Source organism: Ferdinandcohnia salidurans, from assembly GCF_042680725.1.
Classification (GTDB): domain Bacteria; phylum Bacillota; class Bacilli; order Bacillales; family Bacillaceae_L; genus Ferdinandcohnia; species Ferdinandcohnia salidurans.
Window position 1 is genome coordinate 1 of record NZ_JBHUEK010000017.1, and the last position, 25542, is coordinate 25542.

Sequence of the window (25542 nt, forward strand, 5' to 3'; positions counted from 1 at the left end):
TCGCATATCCCAACGCCCATAGCGGACTCTCACCGCCAAGTTAATGAACATGCCTGGCACACAAAATAAGCGATAATCCTTCTTGGATTATCGCTACTGATCATAGATTAAAGTTCTTGTTTACTTCATATTCAACGTTACTGGTCCATCCGGACAAAAAGCCAAATTCCATTTGACTATATCTTTTATGAACAGCAGTAGATCGCCTTATCAAAAGCATCTTCAGGGATATATACTCTACCATTTTTAATTTTATATGGGATGTTATTAACTTCTAATCTATTTGTATCAACAGTTTCCTCAGAATCTCCCCATTGTATATATTCTCCGTCATATTCCTTCTGGCATGCTGAAGTAATAATCAGCATTGATATAAAAAGAGCTGTCATGTAATTTTTTTTCATTGTAATAATCTCCTTTGTAACCACAAATCTAAAATTGAAGTAACTTGCTTACCTGCCTTTAGCAGAATAACTTTTATCCAACTCTAATTTTCCTACACTACCTTTATCAAGGCTTCGGATTAATCCCTACCCAAGATAACCCAATCATTAGAAATGTAAAGACTAAGATAAATAAACTAATCCCAATTCCCCAAAATGCATATAATTTCGATCTTTTGGTTGTAATCAATCCGAGGAGCCCTAGGAATAAACCTACAATCGGTAGGATGATGAGAAACATTTCAGGAAAATCATCGATATCCATTAATAGTGTCACATTTACCCCCGCCAGTGCTATAAGAGAGGTAAGGAAGGATAGGAATCCCGAAATAGTTGGCAGTTTGCTTTGTTTTCCTTTGTTTTTATTGTTCATTTCCAGTTCCATAGCCTCACTTCCCCCACCTTCATGACATTAATTAGATCAATATCCTTCAGTTTTCTTAATTCCGGAGTTGGTCCTGTAACAACTGCTCCATAGACTTGAACTCCATTTTTCTCGATGTACGGGATTCGTTCCTTTAAAGCTAAAGATCTTGCCCGCGATATTTTCTCTGCTGTTTTTTCATCCTTAGCGAGGAATTTTATTATTGCTAAAAATACTTCCTCATTTGACTTTTCTCTTCCATTAAATGGTGACCATGTAGTGGTATCAACCTGCAGCGGATAACCAATTGGCGTAACTGAATATCCCGCTTCATATAGGTTTTTATCCTCAAGCCCTGTATCAACAGCTACCCATCTGACCTCGACATTTTTCCCAAGCTGATTTTCAAGTTCCTCTGGCTTCATCAATTGATTCATAGAAAGATAAATCTCCCCCACAGTTCCATCCGGAAGGTGATCGAGAATCTCCCAATCGGAATTAACCGTTTTACCATGTGGTCCGTTCGGATGATAAAGCATGTCAGTCTCCATGTCTCCTGTAATTGGAAGCGGCCTCTCAAGGTTCATATTCCGGTCAGGTAAGTTTGCATTATCCAGCGCAAAACTTACCGAGTACTCTCCTGCATTATAATCCTCTTTTCCAATCCGCTTAAAAACATCAAAATAGAGATTCATTGTAAAAAATCCGATATCCTCTTCTACTTCCATCTCTTCTAAACTCATGTTCGGTTCTGTTACATAAATCGTTTTTGTGGCAATATCAATTAGATGGTTTGCTTTTCCGCCAATCGCGTAATACAAATAACTGCTTAATGTAAGCACTGGAACAATTAATAGTAAGATAGCCAGACTGATCATAATATTGGTTTGTAATGCATGATTTCTACCCGCTTTAATTAATTTTTTTTGATCTTTTTCCGGTACCATGTTGCTTTTCTCATAATCTTGCATCGATTCATTTAAAAAAGATTGATAAAGTTCCTTATCGTTTTGATTTTGCTCTTTATCCATCCTGCCTCCTCCTTTCCTTGACCCTTTCAACCACCTTTTTTCTTCCCCTTGATAAATGGCTCTTAAGAGTATTCAAATTCAATTGAAGAATTTCTGCTGTTTCTTTTAAACTCAATTGATGCAAGTCACAAAGAACCAGTGTATGCATTTCGATTTCCTTCAATGAATGAATATCGTTCATAAGTGCAGCAAATCCTTCCTTCTCTAATAGATCAATTTCTGGGGTTTTCATACTAATTCGATTATCCACTTCATCGGTAATGACCAGCCGTTTTTGTTTTCTCATAAAATCAATAAAAGCGTGATAGGCCACTTTATACAACCAAGTTTTAATATGGCAAATGTCATCTTCCGACAGCTTAAGATACGCTCGGTAAAACGTCTCCTGAACTAAATCCTCCGCAGTATGGTGATTTTTTGAAAGGGAAAACAAGTATCGATATAAATCATCTACATATGCTTCAAACGCCTCATCTAAATCCACCGCTTTCCCCCCTTCAACCTATCCACGAAACAGCAATATCAAAAGTTGCAAAAATAAGTTAATTATTTTCATATTCTTTTGTACAACCAAAATATAATTAAGAGGCTGTGGTCAAATTATATAATCGCATAAATTTACCAACCATTTATTATAGACTTTACCACAAATAACCATTATCCTTATTGAAAAGTTCCTGACCGGTTAGCTGAATAACTTCAACAAAAATAAGCGATAATCCTTTTTTGGACTATCGCACCCTTAGTTTAAAAAGACTCAACATTTTGTTTGCTTAATTTTTCTATGATTAAAGGTAACTCCGACAAATCAATAACTATGGAATCTGCTTCAACATGGTCCCATTGAAAATCTCGTTTCCAAATTCCTTTCATTCCTACATTTTGAGAAGCTTTTACATCATTCACAGGATGGTCTCCCATAAATATGCTTTCACTAGGTAAAACCTTAAGTTTCTCTAATGCTCTGATAAATATTTGAGGATCTGGCTTTTTAATTCCTTCCCATTCAGATACTAGTATCGTATTAAAATATTTATCTATACCCAATGCCTTAATATTATCCATTTGAAACTGTCCATAACCGTTTGTAATCATTCCTATAACAAGATGGTTACTTTTCAGTTCTTCCAACATAGCAATAAGATTGGGAAAAGGAACACAGTGATTCTTAAATTCACTAATGTAATCTTGGAGTAATTTTTCCCAAGTTATATCAGCAATGTTAAATTCATCAACTAATTGCTGATATACTTTATCTTTTCAAACATACCCTCGGTTATCTAATTCTATAAATCGTGACATATACTTCTCTTTTGGAATATGACCTACTAGTTTATATAACCTGTCATATTGCCTCTCAATGAACATTTTTACTGACTCATCTCTATTTAATAAAGTTCCATCTAAATCAAATAAAACAGCTTTTATCACTTTTGATGACACCCTCCCCAACTTCAAGATAATCATATCTTCTAGATAGCTAATACAAACTCCTTCTTAATCTAAACTGCCAGTTATCTTTACAACTTCAATATGACCCTCTAAAAAGTTACATATTAATTTAATTCATCTGATTGATGACCGGCATTCTAGTGGTGGTAAAATAAGGGAATCAGGAGTCATTTAGATGAATATATTCTATTGGGGGTGTTTACATGCATAGTACTTTTGATCCAGCTGGATTTTGGATTCGTCTTGGTGCTTCACTTATAGATGGTGTTGTCGTTTCTTTTGTTGTTTTTCTGTTTTCACTCATTTTTAACTTTCCGGTATATGATGATTCTTGGCAATCTGGCCTTCTAGAACTTTTATATGGTCTTAGCCTACCAGTCTTATGGTATGGGTATACAGTTGGAAAGAAGGTATGCGGGATTCGAATTGCGAGGGTTGATGGTGAAAAATTACACATAGGGAATATGTTACTTCGGATTGTAGTAGCAGGTTTAATCTACACCTTGACTTTAGGAATCGGATTCATTGTAAGTGTAGTAATGGTGGTCGTCCGAGAAGATAAAAGAGCCATCCATGACTTCGTAGCCGGCACATATGTCACCTATAATCCCCCCGAAAGAAATTAACAGGGGCAGACAATGCCCCATTTATTAACTTACCTGCTTTGTAGTTTAATACTTTTACAAAAAATTTATGGATTACACTCTTCTTCCAACTAACCTGCACCTTTAATAGAATACCCAATTAAAAGGGCCTGACCCTCAGCACAGTAAAGCATTACCGTGCTGAGGGTCAGGCACAAGAATAAATTACACTATATTGGTGGGATTAGTTCTTCCACTAAGCTGCTTCGGTAATTCAAAAGAGATCTTATTTGTTGATGCCTTTAACTCAAGATCTTTCAATACCATCTTTTCTTCTTTTCTTATCGATGTAAACCCAAGCATAATAAAATGTCCAGAACACTAAGGCGATTAATATTGCAAAATGTTTTTGACCTGTTGGTAGGTAAAACAATAAAAGAAAACCTATAAGAACAAATGGTGGTAAAAGTATCGCATATTTTTTCCAGTGCATTCTCTCGCTCCTTCATTTATAGTAAGACAAAACAAAAATTTAGACATTAAACTGTTTTATCTTTTTCTACTTTTTCCTCGTATTGGGTAACGTGTTTTGAGTCTTCTAAAGGACTTTCTCGTTTCACTTCAATTTTCTTCCCCATTATAACGTCATCGTATTGTGTATATATGTTAGATGATGTTGATTTCTTCTTAATCATTCGGTAAATTACAAATCCAATAACAGAAATAACGATTAAAATATAGACATAGCCATATAAACACCCTTAAAATTACTTAAAATCACCTAAGTATTCTATGGACTGTTAAAAAATTCCTTCTTCAACTATTCTGCTTCTTTAGTTTAGTAACTTCAACAAAAAAGTGCGTAATCCTTCTTGGATCAACGCACCCGTTAGTGAAATAAGGCTATAATAAATTCACTACAAACAAATGAATTCCTACCACAATTATAAATGAAATAAATCCTGACATTTTTACTGGATGTGTAAACTTAACTTATATTCATTATATGGTGCTACCCTTTTAACAATTTCCCAAAATAAGCCGCTACCTATGATTATAATAAGTCCACCGATAATCAACGTGTTGTTCATTGAATTTGCAATTTCAATAATATGGTTAATAAAAAGTACCCACAAATATCCCAAAAAGGCATTTAATATGATGGATAAGGAAAAGTCCTTTATTTGCATCCAACCACTCCTTTTTTCTAAATATTACCACATTTTCTTGTTAAAGTAACCTGCTTCGTTAGTACAATAAGAAAAAGCTACCCCTAAGACAGCTCTGTTCTTTGGCTCTCGCACCCTTTGGTTCAATATGAATTTATAATAATGGAGGACTATCAGACAGATAAATCGATAAATTCTAGTTCCATTTCTGCTTCTGCTTTCGAACGGTAAACGGTAATTTTATCATAGGGTTTCAAGTTGTCTTGCCATGTTCCTATATTATTCTGAAAATCTTCTCCGTTTTTAGAAATTATAAAGCATTCTAAATGCCTATTGATATAACAAATTGGTGCGTCACTTTTCAAATCACATTGTTGACCAACAGTTCCGATAAATCCACCTTTACTATCTTTTGCCATAATATCTACATAAGGAACCGTATAAAATTCTAAATGTGGAATATCATCGTCAAAGATAAATTGAATATCATAATCGTTAGCATATTTTTGATACTCCTCGTTTTTATGATAAACACTCATAGGATAAATTGTTGTACCTGCTGGTATAACCTCAGTATCTTTTAAATTTACATTTATGGCTCCAGTTAATTCTGTTCTATCTAGATAAACTTTTCGCATCCCAACCTCCGTTTAATCTTAATTTAAAATAAATGCTCATTACTTTTGTGATTTCTTATTGCACTAACCTGCTCCGTTAGTTCAAGAATGAAAACTATTTTCCTTGTGAAAAGCCTTGTGAAAAGCCATCAAATAAAGGACCACCAAACGGCTCATAGAAGTCATTCACAAATTTAATAAATGGTTGTTTGTCCCCATCCTTATAATAACAATCCAAAGAATCGAAAAATTCATTATACATTCTTTCATCGAATTTGTTTAAAGACCTTGCAAGACCTTTTCCTCTTCCACTCCATTGGTGATTAACTCGAAGAATAAAATCTGCTAGTTGCGTTGAGATTGTATTTAAAGTCATTATAGCCTCTTGATGATTGTTAGTATCTTTAAAATCATCAAGAAGGTCATAAATGAAATATCTTGAAGCTTGTATAAAGTTTTCGGTTGATGGTTTTGGACCACTTTTAAGAAAAGATTTTGCGCTATCTTTTATTTCCTCTGATTTACCATTATCTCTAATGATTTTTCCTTCAACCAACATATTGGCTAAAATTGGTCTTCCTGTTTCTTTATCTAATTCGAATTGATTTAGATAAGATGTGTAATTGTGTATAAAGGCTTCAATTTTCCAATTATATAAAACAAAACTCTCTCGATAATTACTGTCCATTGAGTTATCAAAAATTACAATATCCAAATCAGATGTTACAGTTTCTTCTCTTCTAGAAGCACTTCCTGCTAAAAAAGCAATATCACAATTAGGAAATTTCTCTTTCACAAATTTATTAGCAGCATCAATTCCAGACATTCTCAATACAATCCCTCCTAACTATTTTATTGCCTTCTCAAATTTCGTCTTCAACAAAGCTCCCCCTTTAGTTAAACAAAATTCAGCTTAAAAAAAGAGGCTATTTATGGCTTCTTCAACTATCCTGCCCCGATAGTTTAATAATTTCTTACAAAAAGGAGCACTAATCTTTCTTGGATCAACGCACAGGTTAGTTAAAATTCCCACTCAGAGCTTTTTCCCACTCTTCTTCAATATCATCATTATTATAATTGAAATTCCCTAATTTCCATTTTTCTTCTCTTGGAGCAAACCACAAACCAACATCTTCTTTGATTTTCTTTTCCCCATTTTCCATAATGACTAAATCAACACTTCCTCTCGGATAAGTATCATCCAAACGGACCCGCAATTGATTGTAATCAACAAGATAAACCCCATTTTCTCTTAAATCTTTTACTCTTTGAACCCATTTTTTCTTCGCATCTTCATAAGAAATGATTGGTTCTAAATCTGATGCTTGGTCAAAATAATAAACACTTTCAAAAACTTTTTCATAATCTTGCTCTATTACATTGTCTAAAACATCTGTAGCAGCGTTTCTGGATTGCATTTTATCTATGAAACCAGGTACAAATGCAAATGCTAAAAAAACAATAATTACTATAACTGCGATAATCGTTATGATTTTTTTCACCAAATCATCCTCTCAACATTTTATTTATAATATTTTACAATAAAAACCAAATACTTATTGAATTTTACTGCACCGATAGTTCAATTACTTCAACAAAAAAGGTGCGTAATCCTCCTTGGATCAACGCACCTAATATTTTATTTAATAAGACTGAGATGTATGGTTCTCCTATTCTTAATTGATTTTATCAATTGTTTTCTTTTGTAATTGTTTCTATAATTTCAAATGCTCTTTCCTCTGTTAATTTTTCTGTTAATGCAAATTCCAAGGAATATGAACCTTTTTCAACATTGAAATGAGCTATAAGGAAATTACCATTATTACTATTAACTTTAGAATAATGAACATCAAAACCATTTATATTTTTAGTTTCATCACTATCACCTACATTGATATTAAATGTGCTATAAGTAATTCTAACAAGCCAAGGTGGTTCTCCATGATAAATTCCATACAATACTTTTGAGTTCATATTTTTTTCGTAACTTTGTTCTTGCTCTATGAAGTCTTGTTTTTACAGTACTATTTTTTACATCTAGAATAAGACTTATTTCCTCAATACTTAGGTCTTGATAATAATAGAGAATAATAACTTCTCGAAACTTTATTGGCAAAGCTAAAATATGTTTTGCTAAATGTATATCTTCTATTTTTGAAACGGTATGAAGTTCTGGTGTTCTTGTCTCTACTAAACTCGAATCTAGATTTTCTTTGTAAATGATATTTCGAAAACTCCATCTTTTCAAAGCATCTTTGCATTTGTTGATTGTGATTTTAATTAACCGAGTTTTATAGCTACTTTCCTCTCTGAAATAGTCCATTTGCTTAAAACAAGAAATAAATACTTCTTGTAAAATATCTTCAGTAAGGGAGTGGTCTTTAACATAGAGATAAGCAATCCGTTTTAATTCAGTCCCATTCTGATTAAGTAATGATTCAACTTTTTGAATCTTATCCTCTTCAGTATTTTCTAATTCCCTTTTCATTTTCTTCCCCCTTCCACCCTAATAGACGACACTAAATTAGGTTAGGTTCCCATAAAACATAAAAGCGTTAATTCTATTTTGAATTAACGCACCTTTATTAGGCGATTACTAAAAATTTTATTAACGGGAGATAATTCTTTTTCAACTCAACTGCACCGTTCAAAAGAAGCGACTGCACTTGTTTAGCAATGGCAGATTAGTTGAAGAGGAATTTATCTTTTTAAGCATTACAAAACATTTCTAATATCGCTCATTAAAACTAATCCATTCACTTGTTATATATTGGTAGATTGGGTGTTTTTATAACACTTCCATCCTTCAACGTCACTTCTGTATAGATTAAAAAAAATGGTTCATATGAAATCCCTTGTGAATCAGAACCCTTTTGCTTATTTATTATGTTACCGATAGTTTCATTTGTATATTTCCATCCATCTGTATAGTCAGTATCAGTAAACACTAAGTTTGGACTTTGATCCGACTCCAATCTAAAAGTGTAGAAATCTACCTTCGTAGCATTTTCATACTTTAATAATTCAAATTGAAAATAGTCGTCATTAATTACATACCAATCATCTTTAATGATATGATCAGAATGCAGCTTATAAATATTGGTTAAATTATCAAAGGTGTTATTATAATCATTTAACCTGGCAATGGATGACCATCGTATCATTTCCAAGCTCGTTTTTTGCTCAGACAACTTAGTCGTTTCACTTAGATTACTTTCTTTTAAAAGTTTTATCTCCTCATCTTTTTCAGAATTAAGCCTTTTCAATTCTAAAATCTCATTCGTTAACAGTTCTTTTTCTTCTTTAAAAGTTACCGAGTCAGTATTAGTGCATCCTGAAACAAAAATAAAAATAAACAAGATTAAAATCATTTTATTTTTTATTTTCATAAATATTTCTCCCTTGAAAAATTTCTGATTTTTTGTTTTCTATAAGTTCCTCATATTAGAGGGTCGGGTGTATAGGTTATCACTCGACTAATTTCCCTAATTAAAGCGACCCTTTTCTATCACAATATTACGTGTCACCCGAGATAATATATCTAAATTGTTTTTCTTTGTCATAATAGAAAGCAATTAAGTACTTTCGTTCGCGTTCAGGTTCATTATCATAAAGGTAGTAACCCACTTCCGTGAAATCTTCATTTGGGTTATAAAACGCAAAATACATAGGTAAATTTGCCAATTCTACTGGAAAGGGTTGAACCTCAACTTCATCGAATAAAACATGGTCATCTGCTAGTTTAAACTTTAATTGATAATTATTTTCTAATTTATCTAGATTACCTTCATGGATTAGTTTCATAATATATCTTGATTGATGATCTAGAAGTTGTATGTTTGGGCTTACTTCGTCTAGCTTCTTGTTAAGTAATTCATTCTCACCTTTTAATGTAATTATTTCTTCTTTTAATCTTGTAATTTCCGTTTTTTGTTTGTCTATAAGTTCCTCATTATTTGAAGGTGGACTGCTCACATTTTTATTAGAACAACCCGAAATCAGTAATAAAAAACATAAGCCGCCAATTAATTTTTTCAAATTAATCCCCCTTAATCTATTAGGTGTATTTTCCAACTATAATGGACTACATTCTTCTTCCAACTAACCTGCACCTTTAATAGAATAACCGAAGTACGCATTAACGTTTTAATTCATCCTCCAGCTCTTTCTCAATTTCTTCATTACTTACTTTTTTTATCTCTTCATCTTTAATATTTAGATGTTTCATTATCAATTTAAGTTGGTATTTTATAGTCGAAAGGCTGAAGATGACATATAAAATAAATAATATGATTACAATATCCAAAAACATCTAATCCCCCCTGAGATTACATTCCTTAGTAACAATTCGTTCTGGGTTTTAATTGTCCTTCTTTTTTCCTCTTCTGAAAACACAAAATGCGATTGCCTGTTTAGCAATCGCACCCGTAATTTTTAGTAAGAAAAAGTATTATTCCAAATAGATCAAAGTCTTTCCATTAAATATTTAGTTTACCTTCAATACAAGTTACTGCATGACCACCGATTAAAATTTCACCATTATCGGTAAATCGAACTTCAACCTTTCCGTTTCTCCCTACACAAAAACCCTGACTTGCTACATAAGTTTGTTTTCCTATAAGTTTATGTTTTTTAACTAATGCTGCCACAGATCCATTTCCACTACCGCACACTGGGTCCTCATCTATTCCTTCGTTAGGGGCAAATGAACGCACTTCAACATCAGGTTCTGTATTTCCGGAAGTAAGTCCAAATACAGTAACACCTGTTACACCTGATGGAATTAATGTGGCGAGTTCAGCCATGTCAGGTCGTAAGCTTCTTACTTCGTCTGCACTAGATAATTGTAGCGTAATCCAAACTGCACCAACATCAATCGTAGCACTAGTTTTAACACTATTTGAACTGACTCCCAAAGCATTTGCAAGTCTATCTACATCAGCAGATGGTACGCTCTTTACTATTGGCTCAGGTAACGTGAGAAACAGTTTATCTTCATCCACAAAAATAGAAACTAACCCGGTACCACATTCCTGAACTAAGCGTCCTTCTGTCTTAGGTTTAAAGCCATTTTGAAGCACTGCAAAAGCAGAACCTATCGTTGGGTGTCCCGCGAAAGGAAGTTCACTATTAGGGGTGAAAATACGCAATCTATAGTCAGCCTGTGGGTCCGATGGCTTGCATACAAAAGTGGTTTCAGATAGGTTCGTCCAGTTTGCGATTGTCTGCATCTCTTCTGTAGAGAGTTCATTGCCATCGATTATTACAGCAACTGGATTCCCTTTGAATGGAATCTCTGTAAATACATCAACTTGTTGGAATGGAACTTGGTGATTCATCATTTTTTCCCCTTTCAAAAGTCGCTAAAATTGTGACCATCATTCTCTAATACAACTTTTGCCTTTTCAATTGAATGACTTTTAACAAGTAGGTAATCGGTATTAAAGGTTGAAATAGCAAAGATACTGATATTATTTTCGGCTAATGGATTCGCTAATGAAGCTAAAATTCCTGTTAAGCTAAAGTCTAAAACTCCATCAATTTTTATGCACTTCCAATCGTTTTCCACATCCATAAATGCTTCATTCAGTGGTAGACATTCAGAGGTACACACGATAGAAAGTTCTTCATCTGTTCGGGTAATAGAAAATACATCGGAGTTTAATGCCCACACTGGTATTTTTTCAGTTGGAGAAAGTTTCACAACGGAAAAATTTGAATCTAATATTCTTAATTTCATATTTACAGCACTCCTTTTAGGAGTTATTTTACCATTTATTCTCTCAAAATGTTGTTTCACTAACTTGCATCGTTTGTTCAATAAGGAATTCAGCAAAAAAGTACCTTAATCCTTCTTGGATCAACGCACACGTTACTATAAGTACATTATTTCACAAACTTTAAACACGTTTTTTTCATAAATTGCTTTTCCAGTGAGTTAAGCATAGTACAGGAAAGGTTAAAGCTTAAGAAATTTATGCAGTGATGGGCTAATTTTATCCACCCGTCTACACTTTTCTTCAGTAAAGGTGGTCTAATGAGTTAAAAGTAACAGGCATATAAGTAGGCGATAAAATTATAATAATCTACTTGTAAAATAATTGGAATAAAAGGAAAATTTAGGTTATACTAAAAATAGTTTTTAAATTTGGTGGTGATTAAAATTAATAGACTAATTCCTTTTTTCATATTTTCCGTTATTGCTGTATTACTTATCGGTTGTTCTAATAAAACAATTGAAGTTGAATCACCTAAAGATCTAAATATTAAGAACCCCATCATTGTGAAGAATGGCAATCAGGAATTTAAAATTATACCCTTTTATACTCAAGTATTAGATTACATAGAAAGCGTTTCAGAAATTGAACAACACGAGAAGATGGAAGAACATTACTATCAAAAAGTTGTCGAACCATTTCAATTAGATACTTTAGGTAAAGGAGAGGGGTATTGGATAAAGGACCATTATGCTTTTGCAACTCCTAAAAACACTAAAACTTTAGAGGAATTTGTTTATTCTCTAATTAATAATCAAGATGAAATAAATAAAATAATAGAACAAGCCTTGATTAAATCATCTAATACCCTTCCAGGCGAGAATAAGAGAGTGTATTTATTTCCTCCAAATCCGGATAACATGGATGGTATCAATTTAATGGGTGGCGTTGCTGGGAACGCAGTTAGTAAGGATGTAATCTTAATAAAGATTGATCCATCTTCATTTAAAGAGGATTTGTTGGAGTATGCTGTTGCACATGAATATCATCATACTATTTATATGGAGAGCGGAAATGTAAACTGGAATAACACTTTATTAGATTCAATTATTCTCGAAGGAAAAGCGGACACTTTTGCCAAAAGTCTTTACCCCGATATTACTATACCGTGGATAGAACCTCTTTCAGCACAAAAAGAAAAAGAGGTATGGGAGGATTTGGAAGAAGATTTATGGTCAATTGACCTTGACCAATCATTATATCGCGATTATTTTGGAAATCCAAACAAGGGAATCCCCCGTTGGACCAACTACAAGATTGGATACCAAATAGTGAATTCCTTTTTAGAAAAGAATCCCACCACCCCGGTCAGAGACTGGACAGTATTACCTGCGGAGGAGATTTTATCAAATAGTAAATATGGAGATAGGATTTCAAAATAAAAGTTTATTTAGATTCTTGCAAAGGAAGAGACATTCTGACTTTGCTTTTTTGTTTTGCATTTTCTGTCTACTTAATTATAAAGCTGTTTTTTTCTTCTTCTACTATCCTGCCCAGTGAGCTGAATAAGAAAAGCCGCCAAGAATGATTGGCAGCTTGATCTTTGATTCTTGTCCTCGTTAGGTCGGATTCAAACTTCTAAATTCGATCTGAAATATTCCTTGTTTCAGAACCCATATTCAGGATTGGGATGACCATTCTATTACTTTTTTACTTTTATTTTCTCGGGTATGGTTTCCCAGTACATTGGGTCTTCTAAGCCTAGTCGCCAAATCCCGATTCCCCGTAAGTTATATTTTTCTACAAGGTTTAGCTTAAACCGCAGACTATGGCTATTCTCAAACCATACCTGGTGGCTGTGTTGTTCTTTATCTACGTAACTGAAATGAGGTGTTTGTGAACGGGAGTCCCATAGAACTTTTGCTTTATATTTTTCTTTCTGATCCATAATCTGTACATAGGAGCTATACTCGGCTTTGTCAGCTGTTGTATCCCAGTCCCATCCATAACCTGCGATACCGAGTAAAATTTTTGATGGTGGTACTCCCTGGTTCAAAGCATAACGAATCGTTGCTTCTGTCCAATCGACTGATGCTGTTGACCCGGGTGTTGTTCTAGGGTTGTGTTCATCGTATGTCATAATCATTAATCCATCAGAATATAGACCAAGTTTTTCATAGTCAAACCACGGTGACCAGGGATTAGCGCGGGAATCACCTGTGTTTGCCGGGACAGAAACCGTAACTTCTTTTCCATCATCATGCAGAGCATCAGACAATTTTTTAATCAGCAGACTAAAGGAATCACGGTCAGTCAAATTCAAATTTTCCATGTCAATATTAATACCGTCATAGTTAAACTGAGTCATTTCATTGCGTAGGTTCTCAATAAAAACATTCCGGTTTTTATCGTTATTAAGGACATTACTCGCTACCTGCTTGCCCTTCTCCACGGTTTCATAGAAGAGATTATGTACAACCATATATACCTTCAGGTTCTTATCATGGGCACTCTGAATAACCTTTCTTTTATGATCTGATGTAACGGAATCTATAAGATTGCCTGGACGATTATCATCAAGCTTATACCAGAAAGGTGCAATGCTGCTTAAACTGGCGAATTGCGAGTCAACTGTAGGTTGAGACCCTGGAAATGTTCCTTCCTGTTCTGTATAGAAACCTAAAACTTCACGAGGAGTTTTATCATTTTTGTGTTCTTCTTTTCTTTGTAACTGACTACACGATGAAATTAGGATTAAGGCAAGGCTTAAAGAAATGATGGTGATTGACCGATATTTATTCTTCGACATAATACACCTTCTTCTAATTTGTATAGTACTTAAGTTGATAAGAAAAGTTGAATCTTATTCACCGAGTGACTTTCCCCCTTTAAGGATTTCGGGAAAAATAACATCACAACTTATTTTTAGTAGTTCGGTTTTGCAGTACAAAAAGCATAAAGAAGGAAAATCTCAACTGAATTAGCAACCAAATTAACATTTAAAATAACATTAAAATTTGCGTAAAAAACGCTCAGAGCGAAAAACCAGTACAATTTTCTTTCTAAAATAAAAAGGCACTTCTCCTTATAAAGGAAGCACCCGTTAATAAAATAAGGTAATTTATTTTGATCTTACCAGTGTACTTGAAGCTTCTTACCACTTGGGTCATAAAAGTGGAAATAGGCATGATCATTATCTTCTTTTATATCCTCTACCTTAATAATCGGTAAAAATGTCTGGATTGGAGCAAATGCCACTGTCGTACCTGTTGTGGCCATTGGTGATGGGGCCATCATTGCTTCAAACCCTCACCTTCCCCTTCTCCCTGTCTTAAAATGTTCTTCCAACTACGTAATGTCTTATTTGAAGATGATATCAAAAGGTTTATAATAATTTCATATTGTAGGTAAAATCATTACCAAAGGGGTTATCTGGATGTCTAAGCTGAGAAAAATTAAAGTTAAGTTTGGGAACCTTGCACCTTCCCAAATAATCGTTACCTTTTATTTACTTGCAGTACTAGTTTCTGTCATTTTATTAAGCCTACCTATCGCTCTAAAACCAGGAGTAGATTGGACATTTGTTGACATATTATTTACAGCTGTTAGTGCAATTAGTGTTACTGGACTTGGTGTAGTTTCAACTCCTGATACATTTATTACGGCTGGTATTTTTATCCTCATGTTTATCCTACAATTTGGTGGAATAGGAATTATGACATTAGGGACTTTTTTCTGGTTACTGGTAGGAAAAAAAATTGGATTAAAAGAAAGAAAACTTATTCAAACTGACCAAAACCAATCCACACTGGCTGGGCTTGTAAAGCTAATGAAAAATATCTTGTTTATCATAATTGCTATCGAAATATTTGGAGGAACTATTCTAGGTACATATTTTTTATCGTATTATCCTACCTGGCAAGAAGCATACTTACAAGGTTTTTTTGCATCTGTAAGTGCAACAACAAATGCTGGCTTTGATATTACTGGTCAATCACTCATTCCATTTGCGAACGATTATTTTGTCCAGTTGATAAATATCATCTTATTAACACTTGGGGCCATCGGATTTCCTGTACTAATCGAAGTAAAAGATTTTATACGGAATAAAAAACCATATAAATCACCCCATTTTTCTTTATATACAAAATTAACAACTGTTACATTTTTTTCGTTGATGTTTCTGGGTACAATTTCCATTCTAATTTTGGAAGCACGCCATTTCTTCGCTGATAAAACATGGCACGAGTCTTTTTTCTATGCATTTTTTCAATCGGCTACAACTAGAAATGGTGGTTTGGCAACCATGGATGTGGGCCAGTTTTCTGAACCAACACTTCTTGCACTATGTGTTTTAATGTTTGTTGGAGCTTCTCCAAGTTCTGTTGGTGGTGGAGTAAGAACAACAACATTTGCGATTAATCTGTTATTTATGTATAACTTTGCAAGAGGGAATAAATCTGTGAAGGTTTTTAGACGAGAAATACACCCTGATGACATATTAAGATCAATGGCTATTATGCATACAGCAATATTCCTTTGTTTCATCTCTGTTATGCTGCTAAAAATAACGGAGCCCTTTTCAACAATGGAAATACTATTTGAAGTATGTTCGGCTTTTGGAACAACTGGTCTATCAATGGGAATAACTTCTGAGTTAAGTGATATTGGAAAAATCATCATTACTCTGTTAATGTTTATTGGACGAATTGGAATTCTTTCTTTTATATTTATTATTTCTAAAAATGGTAATGAACCGAAATATCACTATCCAAAAGAGCGAGTAATCATTGGGTAATTTAAAAAGACCTTCTCTAATAGTAGAAGGTCTTTCAAATTGTTATACTAATGTCTTATCATCTTAAGAATGGCGTCTTAAAGCCATTCTTAATTCTATTTTAGTCAACCATCGTAGGGTTGGATTTTTTTCCTTATCGATAACTTTTAAGTCATTGACAAAGATTTTATGTTGATTCTTTTTTAGCCAATGTTTTAATTCTTCCTTATCCCTACATTGGGTATAATATAATTCTCCATTTTTACCTATCGCGTTAATTACAAATCTGCAAATATTCCCCATAATAACCACCCCTTCGCTTTAGCCTACGAAGTTAGCTGACGGGTAGGATGGCGAAAGAGAATCTCATCCCCTCAAATAAGTTTGAGTTAACCCCAAATATTGGTTCCTCCGTTCCCTTTACAGAATTAGGCCGAAATATTTCATTAAGGTTTTCTTTGCCACTAGAATACTCCGGTTGTTACGAGTTGTAAATACATAAAATCCTCGAAAATACGCCATTTTAAGCATTTTTTTATAAAATAACCTCATATCCCTTTATTTTTCTAGATATAACTCATCTTTCCGTAAAATTATAAATAAAACTATTAAACGATCCTACTTTTTAAGTACACTAACTCAATTAAAAACGCACTAGTCTTTTGATGGGAAATATTCCATAGGCTCCGTACTCGAAATATAACCGTTTTTCTTATAATAATGAATAGAATCTATGCTAGGCCAAACAATCACAAATTCATAATTGTTTTCTTTAATCCACTGATTGATCATACGAAGCATATCACTTCCAATGCCTTTATTCCGGTATTCTGGAACTGTGTATACATTTGTCATATAGGCAAATGGGTATGTTCTTCTACCAGGTCGGGGGACTTTTTGAATTAATTCTATGTATATATGTGATACAATTTGTCCATTTATCTCTGCAACCCATATAAACCACTGGTCACTATTAATTGCTTTCTCTAAAAAAGAATGGCATTCCTGTTCAAAATGCTCGAATGAGGAGTCTTTTTTACTTTCATCAAATTCAACCGTAAAATCCCATCTCATTTTGATTAATTGAGTACTATCTTTTAGTTCAGCAAGTCTAATTTTCAACTTTACTTCTCCTCCAACAATTATTACTTCTTACATAAACCTGCACCTATAGTAAAATACCAATTCTCTTTTAACCTTGTTGAATAACACCTAATGTTTATTCTCCTACTCTTTTAAAATACCTAAATATTCTTTCCAAGGACCAACGTCTGTCCTATATCTCTCAGCCAGCACCCTTACAATCTGGGCAATATGTGTTAGATCATGAACAACCCATGTTGAAAGCAGCTCTCTCATCTTCACTGTACCAAATGCAGGGTGTGAACCCTTCAACTCAAGATGAAGATCAGGATCAATATGAGAATTAAGTTTTGTTATATTTTGCATTCTTAGTGCTTTAAATTCCTGCAACTTTTCATCAATTGACATTTGAGATTTATCTTTTAAGTGTGAATATCGATCAAATGGAGGAAATGGTTGATTGCAACCTTCCTGAAGAATAAATTCTAGTCTTGGTATCCAATTATTTCTCTCACCCTCAATGAGGTGCTCTATCACTTCAACGGCATTCCAAGTTCCTTCACCTTCATTACAGTGCAGCCATCCTTCCGATAAACCAGATAAAAAAGACTCCAGCATTTGTGGTGTACGTTCAAGCACCTCTATCGCTTCTTTCATGTTAAATTGCATACAACTCCTCCTTCTCATCATTATGCTTCTCCATTTACTATGATTATATCTCTTCAAACTCCCTTATTATTACAAAACTAAAAGGGCCTGGCCCTTACCACAGTAAAGCATTACCGTACTGAGGGTCAGGCACCAGAATACATCGGCCGATTCGACGTTCAAGATTCCTTCAATGGTACGATGGGTTTCATAGGTTGTCACTATAGTTTTTCTTTCTCTGATTTCTCGCGTAATTTAGCTGTTTCTTTCTCAAACATTACCGGGTCCTCAATTACTTGACGCAATTCAATCTGCCCCTCCCCATTTCCCTGTGGGTCTGGCATCCTCATCGCCCACTCGATGGCTTCTTCCCTCGACTTCACATCTATCAAAATGAACCCAGCAATCACTTCTTTCGTTTCCGTAAATGGGCCATCCGTAACCACTGGCATTTCCCCTTGTTTCGGAAATGAAATACGGATTCCATTTGAACTTGGATAAAGTCCTTTAGCCGCAACCCGCACACCTGCTTTAACTAATTCCTCATTGTACTTACTCATGGCTTCATTGAGCTCAGGACTTGGGAGATTTCCACCTTCTGAATTCTGTGAGGCTTTGACAATCAGCATAAACAGCATAAATTTTCCTCCTTATTTTTAAGTTAAGTTCCTATTAGAAAACCATCATACTCGGCCTCTATATAAATACAACGAACAAGAAAAATCAAATCGACAAAAAAATAAAAAATCTCAAAAAATCTTTTCCTTATTATCTATAAAATAAACATGGGCATGAGATGCTATTTCTTTACCGCTATTTGTGGTAGAATTCACTCCGATTAAACTCCAATAACTCAAACTGCTTCGTGCTTATACAAACCTATTTTTGGTTAGATAATTTTTCGCCAGTAAGAACTTCAAAAAGTTCTGCTGACGTATTCCTGTCTAATTGAACATACTTACCAGCGTCTATTAATAGTTCTACTTTGTCTTTATTTGGGCTTATCCAAAGTTCATACAACACGGCTTTTGCTTCATTTTTAAATTGAAATGCAAATCTGTAATCGGCTGGACGTACCATTTGTACCTTTGCTGTTTCCCAATTAATATTATCGATTATCTTCCTGACCCTTTGAACTTGTTCGTTATTCGTAATTATTTTGAAGTCTTCATAATTATTTTCATCACCAGTACGTTTCTGAACATCAATGTTTTGTTCTTGGTTCGAACAACCTGTTATAAACATTGAAATTACTCCTATAAAGGCTATTACATACATCATTTTCTTCAAGGCATTTTCCCCTTTTTAGTATAAGACGAAAGGCTCTGGAAAAAGTTTCAAATTTCTCTTCAATATCGATAAACTACAAGCTTTACGAAAAGTGCCTTGAAGAATAAGAAGTTCCCTAGCCTTCATCTTTGAAATTTCGTATCTATTAAGTTTACAATCTTTCTTTTATCCATGTCAGATACACCTAATGTTTAAATCTTTAAGTAAAACTCCCCTCATATTACAAGAAGAAAATACATGGTCATTTTACACATGTTTAAAAATGCAGCATACATTAATGAAAAATAACAAGAGAGGAGTGAACAATATTGTGAGAAGTTTATATTTAAGACAAACTGGTCCAAATTTTATGACACAACCACAACATTATTACTTCCATCCTTCTTATACATTCCAACCTAATCATACGATTGGTCCAAACTTCCCTTTATTGCAAAATCCTACTTACCAATTCTATCCTTATATCCCAACTCCGTTTAATAGAAATATTGTTACAAGCCCGCAATCATCGCCTAGACAAACTTACCAAAACTCTCCTACTGTTCAAAGTCCGGGTCCACATCAAAATTGGATTTATCAACCAAGCAATACTTATTTTTTCCTAGGGGACCAAAACGCCAGCTACTACACTTTTCCATATGAGGTTGATCCCAAAACCGAAATTGTGATCAGAGGGCGATATCCCTATGCAAGATATTTCACCTATAATATAGCGAGTATTCCATCTCATCGTTTAGTTGATTCTGTAGTGGGGAGTGAGTTAATTCCTGATCCAGGAAGTACGAACCCTTTTTTGCCTGGTGCTAATTGGGATGCAACAAACCGCAATTATACCTTGAAAATCCGCTTTACAGCCCCTCCAGAGGGATCTACTCATTTTGTTCCTGGTGCGGGTAATAATGTGATTTATGCGGGAACTTTAGAAAATGGGGAACCAAATAGATTTGGGTTGATTATCTTAAGAATTTACGTTCCGAGTTTAGGCTTTGATAAGACAGGAGGTGTCGATCTTCCTTATATCACTTATTCTACAGGAAAAAAAGATAACCGACATAAGACAAACCAGCATAATAAGGATGAACTGAATCAGGTGTTTTTTGATGACTATATTCATTTAAAGTATGTTTCCAATAATAGTAAACGAAACAACATAAAGATGGACGTTAGTCAAAGTTCCGCTTTAACTTGGAAGAGATTTGCACCAGCATTTCTTCAACCTGAAGGAAATACGGTCTATACCATATCCAATCTAATTGACAAGGACCCAGATAAATTGTTGTTTATTCGCTGGAAAGCGCCTACATTTCCGGATACGTATCATAATTTCGGAATCAAGGGCAATGAAGATATGCAATATTGGAGTATGAGTTTTATATCACCAATTAATCTCATGGGACTCTATACAATCTCAGATTATCAGACAATTATAGATAAAGAGGGTTATGTAAATCTTGTGATAAGCTTCGGAGCCCCGCGTCCATCATCCGTCACCTCGGAAAATGGATTTACATGGGTTGACGCTAGCCAACTTCCTTTCATCCCTCTATTCCTATTTTACAGAAATAATCAAATATCCCAGAAGTTTCTGCCTTATACGGCGACGGATGTTCCTACAAACGAAATCGTTACACCTCAAGCCATGGGAGAATATTATCCATTAGGTAAATATGTGGATCCTATGTATTTTGAACATGTATGATAAAGAGTGTTGGCACATATTATGCCAACACTCTTTTTAGCTACTTCAACTCCAAAATCTTACCCTAAGCCTTTTTCTTAAATAATTCTAATAACTCCTTGGCACTATGTACTTCTTTATCTGGTTTATAGGTAGCATCAGCCGGTAAATCTTTCTTACGATGATTCATCCAGATCGCTTGCCAGCCTGCTTGTTTTGCTCCGATAATATCTTTTTCAAAATTATCCCCGATATACACGGTTTTGGATTGGTCAAGGTCCAGTTTCTGTTCAATAAAATCAAATACTTCTTTTTTCGGCTTTGCATGACCAATCGTACCAGAAATAAACGTCATCTCAGCCGGAATCCACCGACTAAGGTTGAGCTGTTTAATTTTCATTGCTTGATGTTTTTCTTCACCATTTGTAAGAATCCCAAGCTGTTTTCCTTCTTTGAAAAGGACATTTAGTAGTTCTTCGACTTCCGGAAACAAGGTAATGTTTTTTTGTTCGGTTACATACGTTTCATGAAAAATAGTCGCTTTTTCCGTATCTATAGGGATGTTAAAATCCTGACAGGCAGCTATAATTCGTCCGGTTTGCCATTCAAATTGGGATATTTCACCTGCTTCACTTTGATCAAATAAAATCTCGCTATACTTACGACTCGCTTTATATAATTGATCGATTTCTTCGTTAGTAAATGGTTCTTGAAAAAGCTTCCTCACCGTTTTATGAAAAGATTGTGCTTGATCATATAGTGTATCATCGACATCAAAAATTATCGTATCCATGCTCATAGCCCTCCTTATATTATGATGATATCACTTACTTATCATCTTGAGAAAACAGAGAGCCATCAAACTACTCCCTTCATCTATAATATAGGAACATTAAAATAAATAACAAAAAATAATATTATGGGAATAGAGGTTAGTAAGGCTATGATTGGTTTTTTGAAATGCAACCTAAGCATTGGAAAAAGAATTAAATTAAAAAGGACTGACCACCCAATTGTCCAACCATTTTGGTGAGAAACTAAATTTAAATATTGTAAATTTATATATTCTATTAGTGAATATAAAGTTACCCAGAATAGAATCCAACTAATACTTTTATAAGTCCCCTTTGGGAATTTACTTAGGTATATCAAAACTGTTGCTGGGTAGGCAACAAACATGATTAATAAAGAAATAATCGTATGGTTTGAAAGGAGATTTTCAGCAAATATACTCTCTTTATACTCCCACATTCTATAGTCATGACAAAGAACGTTGTAAAGTAAATCGCCAAACCATAAAAACAAAATTGTAGAATGGTACTTTCTCCAGTTTCGCCAATCACCCCATCTTAGTGACGCACCAAGAAATATTCCATTGAAAATTAAATGCATGTAATCAGCTCCACATTTTACTGATTACTATTTTATCCATATATTGTAAAATACATTTATCAATTTTATTCAAAACTAAAATCATTAAATTGAAGACATATTTGGCTCTCATTAAATCTTTTCATCATTTGCTATACGGAAAGAAATTAGTTAGAGGTAATTTGTAATACAATGCTTGGAAAAGTCTCAAGTTTCTCCTTTAAATCCTCTAAAAACCACAACCTTTACGAAAAGAACTTTTTATAAAAGACACTTGTTTAAACATTCATATATTTTTGTTATGAAAAATACAAAGCTTGGCATGATAATAATGCATTTGAAATGGAGGTGGAAATGATGACAAAGCGTGTTAATAAAGGTAGTCAAAATCAAAATTCAGCGAAAAACGGTGGAAAATTAGATACAGAATTTGGCCAAGATATGGCTAGTGGGGACAATAATAAAGGAACTGAATATAACTCCAATCGTGGAAGTAAATCTCAATTAAAAAACCCAAATAATCATTAATTTCAAAGGAACCACGATGGTTCCTTTTTTACTTGAGATGATTTTGGGGATTCCACTAACTAGAAGTTAACGAGTCAACATAAGTGATCTGTTCAATTTTTTCTATTAATTAACAAATGCCTGGGTTACTTCATACAATATTCAAAAAGTGGAGTTGATCTTCATGGCGAAATGGATTAACGTATCTACATTAAGGCATCAATTAAAACTTTTTGATGGAAACAGGCTGATAAAGTCTTACCCGGTTGCAATTGGAAAGATATTGTCACCAACACCTGCTGGGACATATACGATTATTAATAAACAACATAATCCCGGAGGACCATTTGGAGTGCTATGGATGGGATTGTCAAAACCTCATTACGGTATACACGGAACAAATAATCCTGCTTCAATTGGTAAGAATGTCTCACATGGATGTATTAGAATGTTTAATCATGATGTTCTAGATTTGTCGTCTAGAGTTCAGGTTGGTACTCCGGTTGTTATTCATAAATGACCTTGTTAATCCTACCCCGTTCGTACAATGCTAAAAGGTCTTATAAACACCATCTTGATACACCTTATAATAACCTAAGTTTCCAGTTTTGCCAGATACACGCGTTGATACGGAAACGAGTTGTACCGCATAGTATGAACCGTGATCATCCGTCGCAAGTGTTTCATCAACACCGAATGAAACATCTTCATCTTTTCCCTCAGGAAGTTGTTGTTTTAGATATTGGATCGCTTTTTCCCCACTTGAAATGACTATAACAGGCTTTCTTTCGCTGGATACATCATTTGATGGAGAAGCATCTGTATTTTGTGATTTTTTAGCCTGATTTTGGGTTGATGTATTATTATCAGGGTTATTGGGTTTCTGTAATTGGTTCTCTTCTTCTATTTTATCGCCAGAGTCGCTACTTTCCGTATTATTAATGCTATTATTATGAGACTTCTCTGTACTGTCAGTAGACAAATCATTTATACTTTTTGATAGATTATCAGATTCCGAACCTTTATTGATTGACGAAGCATCATCTGATGGTTTGCTACAAGCAGAGATTCCGACTAATAAAACAACTACTAAAGTTGCCACTGTGAAAATTTTGTTTTTTGCCATTCTAAGAGCTCCAATCTATTATTTACACATACTTCATGTAAGTTTTTTTACCATTACCAAGGATTTCCTTTTGTTTTTTGTATTAGTTCTTAATATTAAAACCTTCCCTATTAAGAATAATCTTCCTTTCATTCTAAAACTATATTTTAACTAGTTAAATGTGGTTAACTCTTCTGAAACAGAATGTAAAAAGTCTTTTTCAAATCTAATATAGTATGCCCCATTTATCCTATCATTTATCATACCTTCGGTTAATGATACCGATTGTATCGAGTCAATTTCCATCTCTACTATTTGTTCAACAGGAGCATTCCCTTCTATTTTAGTAGTAGATTGTTTTAATAGTGTTTCTGGTACTACGTTTTTCGTTTGATTAATAACTGCATGGATAAGGTTTACTTGGTTTTCTTCACTCAATCTTCCTACTGTGGCAGCCATCATTAATGCCACAACCTCTTCTCCATTCAAACGATTCTTCCCCTTTTTGAATTCAAACGAGACTCTAGACAACGCTCTTACTTCGATATCTTCTTGCAGGTCGTAATCGATACCATTCACTGAGTCAATCAATGTTGAAAAGGTCTCTAGGTCCATAACAGCGTAATAATCAATGGGTAAATCAAATAGCTTAGAAACTGTTGTTCGTACATTTTCAGCTCCACCCGAACCGTAAATATAAGCATGTGTCAATTTATCATATGAAGTAGTTCCATTTTTCTTATCCACTATCGGAGAATAAGTATCACGAGGGATAGATAGAACTTTCATCATCTTTTTATCTTCATTAAAACTAAGCAATAGGTTAATTGGTATTCTATTATTCTCATCTTTTACCATAAATAGCGTGGTAAAAGACTCGTCTTCTTGAGATTCAACTCCACTTGCATGTATTCCTTTGTTTTCATTCGTAACGTTTCCTTGAAAAATCGATGGAATAAACAATAATATACACAAGCCGATCACTAATAATGAAGCTGTAGGTATGGCGAGTTGTTTTGTAATAGAAACAAGATTTAATCTTTTTGTGTGATTCTCTATTTTATGTATTTGTTCAAACACTTCATTACGGTCTTTTTTCGTAAATCTTAATTCTTGATCAGACATAGTCATAAATCTATCTTTTACTCGTTTATCTTCCATAAAATTCTGCCTCCCTTATCACTGACTCTAATCGTTGTTTCCCTCTTCTTAATCGAGTCTTCACTGTATTAATAGAAATATCTAAAACACTTGAAATTTCATCGGTTTTTAAAGACTCATAGTAATATAGGTAAATCACTTCCCGATACACTTTCGGAAGAGAAAAGATATTCTCTTTCATTTCTTCGTTATTATATTTATCAATAACTGTTTTTTCTGGTGATGGTAATATTGACCTTGTGGTTTCGTTAATAAAACTTCTAACTTGTACCATTTTGTAATTCCAACTTTTTAAATAGTCTTTACATTCATTAATTGTTATGCGATAAAGCCAGGTTTTTATTTGTGCATCGTATCGAAACGAATCCAGACTTTTGTAGCATTTTATAAACGTATTTTGCACCATATCTTTAGCAATCTCTGGGTCTTTCACATAAGAAAATGCCAATCGTACTAACTCATTACCATATTCAATCATCATTTTTTCTAATATAATATCTTTTTCTTCTCTGTCCAATCTACTACCCTCCCTATCAACCTACTTC

34 protein-coding genes, 1 pseudogene and 1 riboswitch are annotated in these 25542 nt (G+C 34.0%); of the genes and pseudogenes, 7 read left to right on the top strand and 28 right to left on the bottom strand.

The window, feature by feature from the left end; all coding sequences use genetic code 11:
* Window positions 1-185 precede the first annotated feature (185 nt).
* From ACFSFW_RS10380 to ACFSFW_RS10400, 5 genes and pseudogenes are all read right to left on the bottom strand, one after another.
* Window positions 186-404, bottom strand: a complete 219-nt coding sequence (locus ACFSFW_RS10380; protein ID WP_388037797.1) for a hypothetical protein — start codon at window positions 402-404, stop codon at window positions 186-188.
* Window positions 405-510: 106 nt separating this feature from the next.
* Window positions 511-828, bottom strand: a complete 318-nt coding sequence (locus tag ACFSFW_RS10385) for a hypothetical protein (RefSeq protein ID WP_388037800.1) — start codon at window positions 826-828, stop codon at window positions 511-513.
* Window positions 813-1838, bottom strand: a complete 1026-nt coding sequence (locus ACFSFW_RS10390; protein ID WP_388037802.1) for an anti-sigma factor — start codon at window positions 1836-1838, stop codon at window positions 813-815. The genes ACFSFW_RS10385 and ACFSFW_RS10390 overlap by 16 nt, the downstream gene beginning before the upstream one ends.
* A complete protein-coding gene (locus ACFSFW_RS10395) occupies window positions 1831-2322 on the bottom strand; it encodes a sigma-70 family RNA polymerase sigma factor (protein ID WP_388037805.1) in 492 nt (163 codons plus the stop codon). The genes ACFSFW_RS10390 and ACFSFW_RS10395 overlap by 8 nt, the downstream gene beginning before the upstream one ends.
* A 263-nt stretch (window positions 2323-2585) precedes the next feature.
* A pseudogene (locus ACFSFW_RS10400) lies at window positions 2586-3269 on the bottom strand (HAD family hydrolase).
* Between the two features lie 224 nt (window positions 3270-3493).
* Between ACFSFW_RS10400 and ACFSFW_RS10405 the strand changes: the two are divergent.
* Entirely contained in the window at window positions 3494-3916 is a 423-nt protein-coding gene (locus ACFSFW_RS10405) for an RDD family protein (protein WP_388037807.1), read from the top strand.
* 265 nt (window positions 3917-4181) lie between these two features.
* Here ACFSFW_RS10405 and ACFSFW_RS10410 read toward each other — a convergent pair whose 3' ends face one another.
* The 11 genes from ACFSFW_RS10410 to ACFSFW_RS10460 all read right to left on the bottom strand — a co-directional run bounded on the left by ACFSFW_RS10410 (window position 4182) and on the right by ACFSFW_RS10460 (window position 11400).
* Window positions 4182-4367 (bottom strand): hypothetical protein, encoded by a 186-nt coding sequence (locus ACFSFW_RS10410; RefSeq protein WP_388037810.1) that lies wholly within the window; start codon window positions 4365-4367, stop codon window positions 4182-4184.
* Window positions 4368-4845: 478 nt separating this feature from the next.
* Window positions 4846-5064: a hypothetical protein gene (locus ACFSFW_RS10415; protein WP_388037812.1), complete on the bottom strand. Its 219-nt coding sequence runs from the start codon at window positions 5062-5064 to the stop codon at window positions 4846-4848.
* A 152-nt stretch (window positions 5065-5216) separates the two neighbouring features.
* A complete protein-coding gene (locus tag ACFSFW_RS10420; protein ID WP_388037815.1) occupies window positions 5217-5681 on the bottom strand; it encodes a hypothetical protein in 465 nt (154 codons plus the stop codon).
* Window positions 5682-5775: 94 nt separating this feature from the next.
* Window positions 5776-6486 carry a nucleotidyltransferase domain-containing protein gene (locus ACFSFW_RS10425; protein ID WP_388037817.1) on the bottom strand — a complete coding sequence of 237 codons (711 nt, stop codon included), beginning with the start codon at window positions 6484-6486 and terminating at the stop codon, window positions 5776-5778.
* 190 nt (window positions 6487-6676) lie between these two features.
* Window positions 6677-7162, bottom strand: a complete 486-nt coding sequence (locus tag ACFSFW_RS10430) for a hypothetical protein (protein ID WP_388037820.1) — start codon at window positions 7160-7162, stop codon at window positions 6677-6679.
* Window positions 7163-7578: 416 nt separating this feature from the next.
* Window positions 7579-8148, bottom strand: a complete 570-nt coding sequence (locus ACFSFW_RS10435) for a sigma-70 family RNA polymerase sigma factor (RefSeq protein WP_388037823.1) — start codon at window positions 8146-8148, stop codon at window positions 7579-7581.
* A 268-nt stretch (window positions 8149-8416) separates the two neighbouring features.
* Window positions 8417-9049 carry a hypothetical protein gene (locus ACFSFW_RS10440; RefSeq protein WP_388037826.1) on the bottom strand — a complete coding sequence of 211 codons (633 nt, stop codon included), beginning with the start codon at window positions 9047-9049 and terminating at the stop codon, window positions 8417-8419.
* A 127-nt stretch (window positions 9050-9176) separates the two neighbouring features.
* Window positions 9177-9698 (bottom strand): hypothetical protein, encoded by a 522-nt coding sequence (locus ACFSFW_RS10445; RefSeq protein ID WP_388037828.1) that lies wholly within the window; start codon window positions 9696-9698, stop codon window positions 9177-9179.
* 100 nt (window positions 9699-9798) lie between these two features.
* Window positions 9799-9972 carry a hypothetical protein gene (locus tag ACFSFW_RS10450; RefSeq protein WP_388037831.1) on the bottom strand — a complete coding sequence of 58 codons (174 nt, stop codon included), beginning with the start codon at window positions 9970-9972 and terminating at the stop codon, window positions 9799-9801.
* A 166-nt stretch (window positions 9973-10138) separates the two neighbouring features.
* The gene (locus ACFSFW_RS10455; protein WP_388037833.1) at window positions 10139-10999 is read right to left on the bottom strand and encodes a PhzF family phenazine biosynthesis protein; all 861 of its coding nucleotides are present in this window, start codon (window positions 10997-10999) and stop codon (window positions 10139-10141) included.
* 14 nt (window positions 11000-11013) lie between these two features.
* Window positions 11014-11400 (bottom strand): ACT domain-containing protein, encoded by a 387-nt coding sequence (locus tag ACFSFW_RS10460; RefSeq protein WP_388037836.1) that lies wholly within the window; start codon window positions 11398-11400, stop codon window positions 11014-11016.
* A 411-nt stretch (window positions 11401-11811) separates the two neighbouring features.
* Between ACFSFW_RS10460 and ACFSFW_RS10465 the strand changes: the two genes are divergently transcribed.
* Window positions 11812-12819 carry a DUF2268 domain-containing putative Zn-dependent protease gene (locus ACFSFW_RS10465; RefSeq protein ID WP_388038172.1) on the top strand — a complete coding sequence of 336 codons (1008 nt, stop codon included), beginning with the start codon at window positions 11812-11814 and terminating at the stop codon, window positions 12817-12819.
* 260 nt (window positions 12820-13079) lie between these two features.
* On the opposite strand, the gene ACFSFW_RS10470 is transcribed toward ACFSFW_RS10465, so the two are convergent.
* Together ACFSFW_RS10470 and ACFSFW_RS10475 are read right to left on the bottom strand one after the other, a co-directional pair.
* The gene (locus tag ACFSFW_RS10470; RefSeq protein WP_388037838.1) at window positions 13080-14186 is read right to left on the bottom strand and encodes a glycosyl hydrolase family 18 protein; all 1107 of its coding nucleotides are present in this window, start codon (window positions 14184-14186) and stop codon (window positions 13080-13082) included.
* Window positions 14187-14509: 323 nt separating this feature from the next.
* A complete protein-coding gene (locus tag ACFSFW_RS10475; protein ID WP_388037841.1) occupies window positions 14510-14674 on the bottom strand; it encodes a hypothetical protein in 165 nt (54 codons plus the stop codon).
* Here ACFSFW_RS10475 and ACFSFW_RS10480 point away from each other — a divergent pair.
* The gene (locus ACFSFW_RS10480) at window positions 14619-14768 is read left to right on the top strand and encodes a hypothetical protein (protein ID WP_388038175.1); all 150 of its coding nucleotides are present in this window, start codon (window positions 14619-14621) and stop codon (window positions 14766-14768) included. The genes ACFSFW_RS10475 and ACFSFW_RS10480 overlap by 56 nt on opposite strands.
* Before the next feature lie 45 nt (window positions 14769-14813).
* Window positions 14814-16175: a TrkH family potassium uptake protein gene (locus ACFSFW_RS10485; protein WP_388037843.1), complete on the top strand. Its 1362-nt coding sequence runs from the start codon at window positions 14814-14816 to the stop codon at window positions 16173-16175.
* 63 nt (window positions 16176-16238) lie between these two features.
* Here the strand turns inward: ACFSFW_RS10485 and ACFSFW_RS10490 are convergent, their stop codons facing one another.
* The 5 genes from ACFSFW_RS10490 to ACFSFW_RS10510 form a co-directional block, all read right to left on the bottom strand.
* Window positions 16239-16457 carry a hypothetical protein gene (locus ACFSFW_RS10490; protein WP_388037846.1) on the bottom strand — a complete coding sequence of 73 codons (219 nt, stop codon included), beginning with the start codon at window positions 16455-16457 and terminating at the stop codon, window positions 16239-16241.
* Window positions 16458-16462: 5 nt separating this feature from the next.
* Window positions 16463-16599, bottom strand: a riboswitch (cyclic di-AMP (ydaO/yuaA leader).
* Between the two features lie 209 nt (window positions 16600-16808).
* On the bottom strand, window positions 16809-17276 hold the full coding sequence (locus ACFSFW_RS10495) for a GNAT family N-acetyltransferase (protein ID WP_388037848.1): 468 nt from the start codon (window positions 17274-17276) through the stop codon (window positions 16809-16811).
* Window positions 17277-17381: 105 nt separating this feature from the next.
* The gene (locus ACFSFW_RS10500; protein ID WP_388037851.1) at window positions 17382-17906 is read right to left on the bottom strand and encodes a DinB family protein; all 525 of its coding nucleotides are present in this window, start codon (window positions 17904-17906) and stop codon (window positions 17382-17384) included.
* Window positions 17907-18106: 200 nt separating this feature from the next.
* Window positions 18107-18523, bottom strand: coding sequence for a YciI family protein (locus ACFSFW_RS10505; RefSeq protein WP_388037854.1), 417 nt, complete (start codon window positions 18521-18523; stop codon window positions 18107-18109).
* A 241-nt stretch (window positions 18524-18764) separates the two neighbouring features.
* Complete coding sequence (locus ACFSFW_RS10510; RefSeq protein WP_388037857.1) at window positions 18765-19175, bottom strand: YhfM domain-containing protein; 411 nt, start codon at window positions 19173-19175, stop codon at window positions 18765-18767.
* 310 nt (window positions 19176-19485) lie between these two features.
* Between ACFSFW_RS10510 and ACFSFW_RS10515 the strand changes: the two genes are divergently transcribed.
* The gene (locus ACFSFW_RS10515; protein WP_388037860.1) at window positions 19486-20874 is read left to right on the top strand and encodes a hypothetical protein; all 1389 of its coding nucleotides are present in this window, start codon (window positions 19486-19488) and stop codon (window positions 20872-20874) included.
* A 64-nt stretch (window positions 20875-20938) separates the two neighbouring features.
* Here the strand turns inward: ACFSFW_RS10515 and ACFSFW_RS10520 are convergent, their stop codons facing one another.
* Window positions 20939-21646, bottom strand: coding sequence for an HAD family hydrolase (locus ACFSFW_RS10520; protein WP_388037862.1), 708 nt, complete (start codon window positions 21644-21646; stop codon window positions 20939-20941).
* An 83-nt stretch (window positions 21647-21729) separates the two neighbouring features.
* Window positions 21730-22245 (bottom strand): CBO0543 family protein, encoded by a 516-nt coding sequence (locus ACFSFW_RS10525; protein WP_388037865.1) that lies wholly within the window; start codon window positions 22243-22245, stop codon window positions 21730-21732.
* 336 nt (window positions 22246-22581) lie between these two features.
* Between ACFSFW_RS10525 and ACFSFW_RS10530 the strand changes: the two genes are divergently transcribed.
* Window positions 22582-22752: an imidazoleglycerol-phosphate dehydratase gene (locus ACFSFW_RS10530; protein ID WP_388037867.1), complete on the top strand. Its 171-nt coding sequence runs from the start codon at window positions 22582-22584 to the stop codon at window positions 22750-22752.
* A 163-nt stretch (window positions 22753-22915) separates the two neighbouring features.
* Window positions 22916-23251, top strand: a complete 336-nt coding sequence (locus ACFSFW_RS10535; protein ID WP_388037870.1) for a L,D-transpeptidase — start codon at window positions 22916-22918, stop codon at window positions 23249-23251.
* 30 nt (window positions 23252-23281) lie between these two features.
* Here the strand turns inward: ACFSFW_RS10535 and ACFSFW_RS10540 are convergent, their stop codons facing one another.
* From ACFSFW_RS10540 to ACFSFW_RS10550, 3 genes are all read right to left on the bottom strand, one after another.
* Window positions 23282-23857 (bottom strand): hypothetical protein, encoded by a 576-nt coding sequence (locus tag ACFSFW_RS10540; protein WP_388037872.1) that lies wholly within the window; start codon window positions 23855-23857, stop codon window positions 23282-23284.
* A gap of 150 nt (window positions 23858-24007) precedes the next feature.
* Window positions 24008-24997 (bottom strand): LCP family protein, encoded by a 990-nt coding sequence (locus ACFSFW_RS10545; RefSeq protein WP_388037875.1) that lies wholly within the window; start codon window positions 24995-24997, stop codon window positions 24008-24010.
* The gene (locus ACFSFW_RS10550; RefSeq protein WP_388037878.1) at window positions 24987-25514 is read right to left on the bottom strand and encodes a sigma-70 family RNA polymerase sigma factor; all 528 of its coding nucleotides are present in this window, start codon (window positions 25512-25514) and stop codon (window positions 24987-24989) included. Before ACFSFW_RS10550 ends, ACFSFW_RS10545 begins: the two co-directional genes overlap by 11 nt.
* Window positions 25515-25542: the final 28 nt, after the last annotated feature.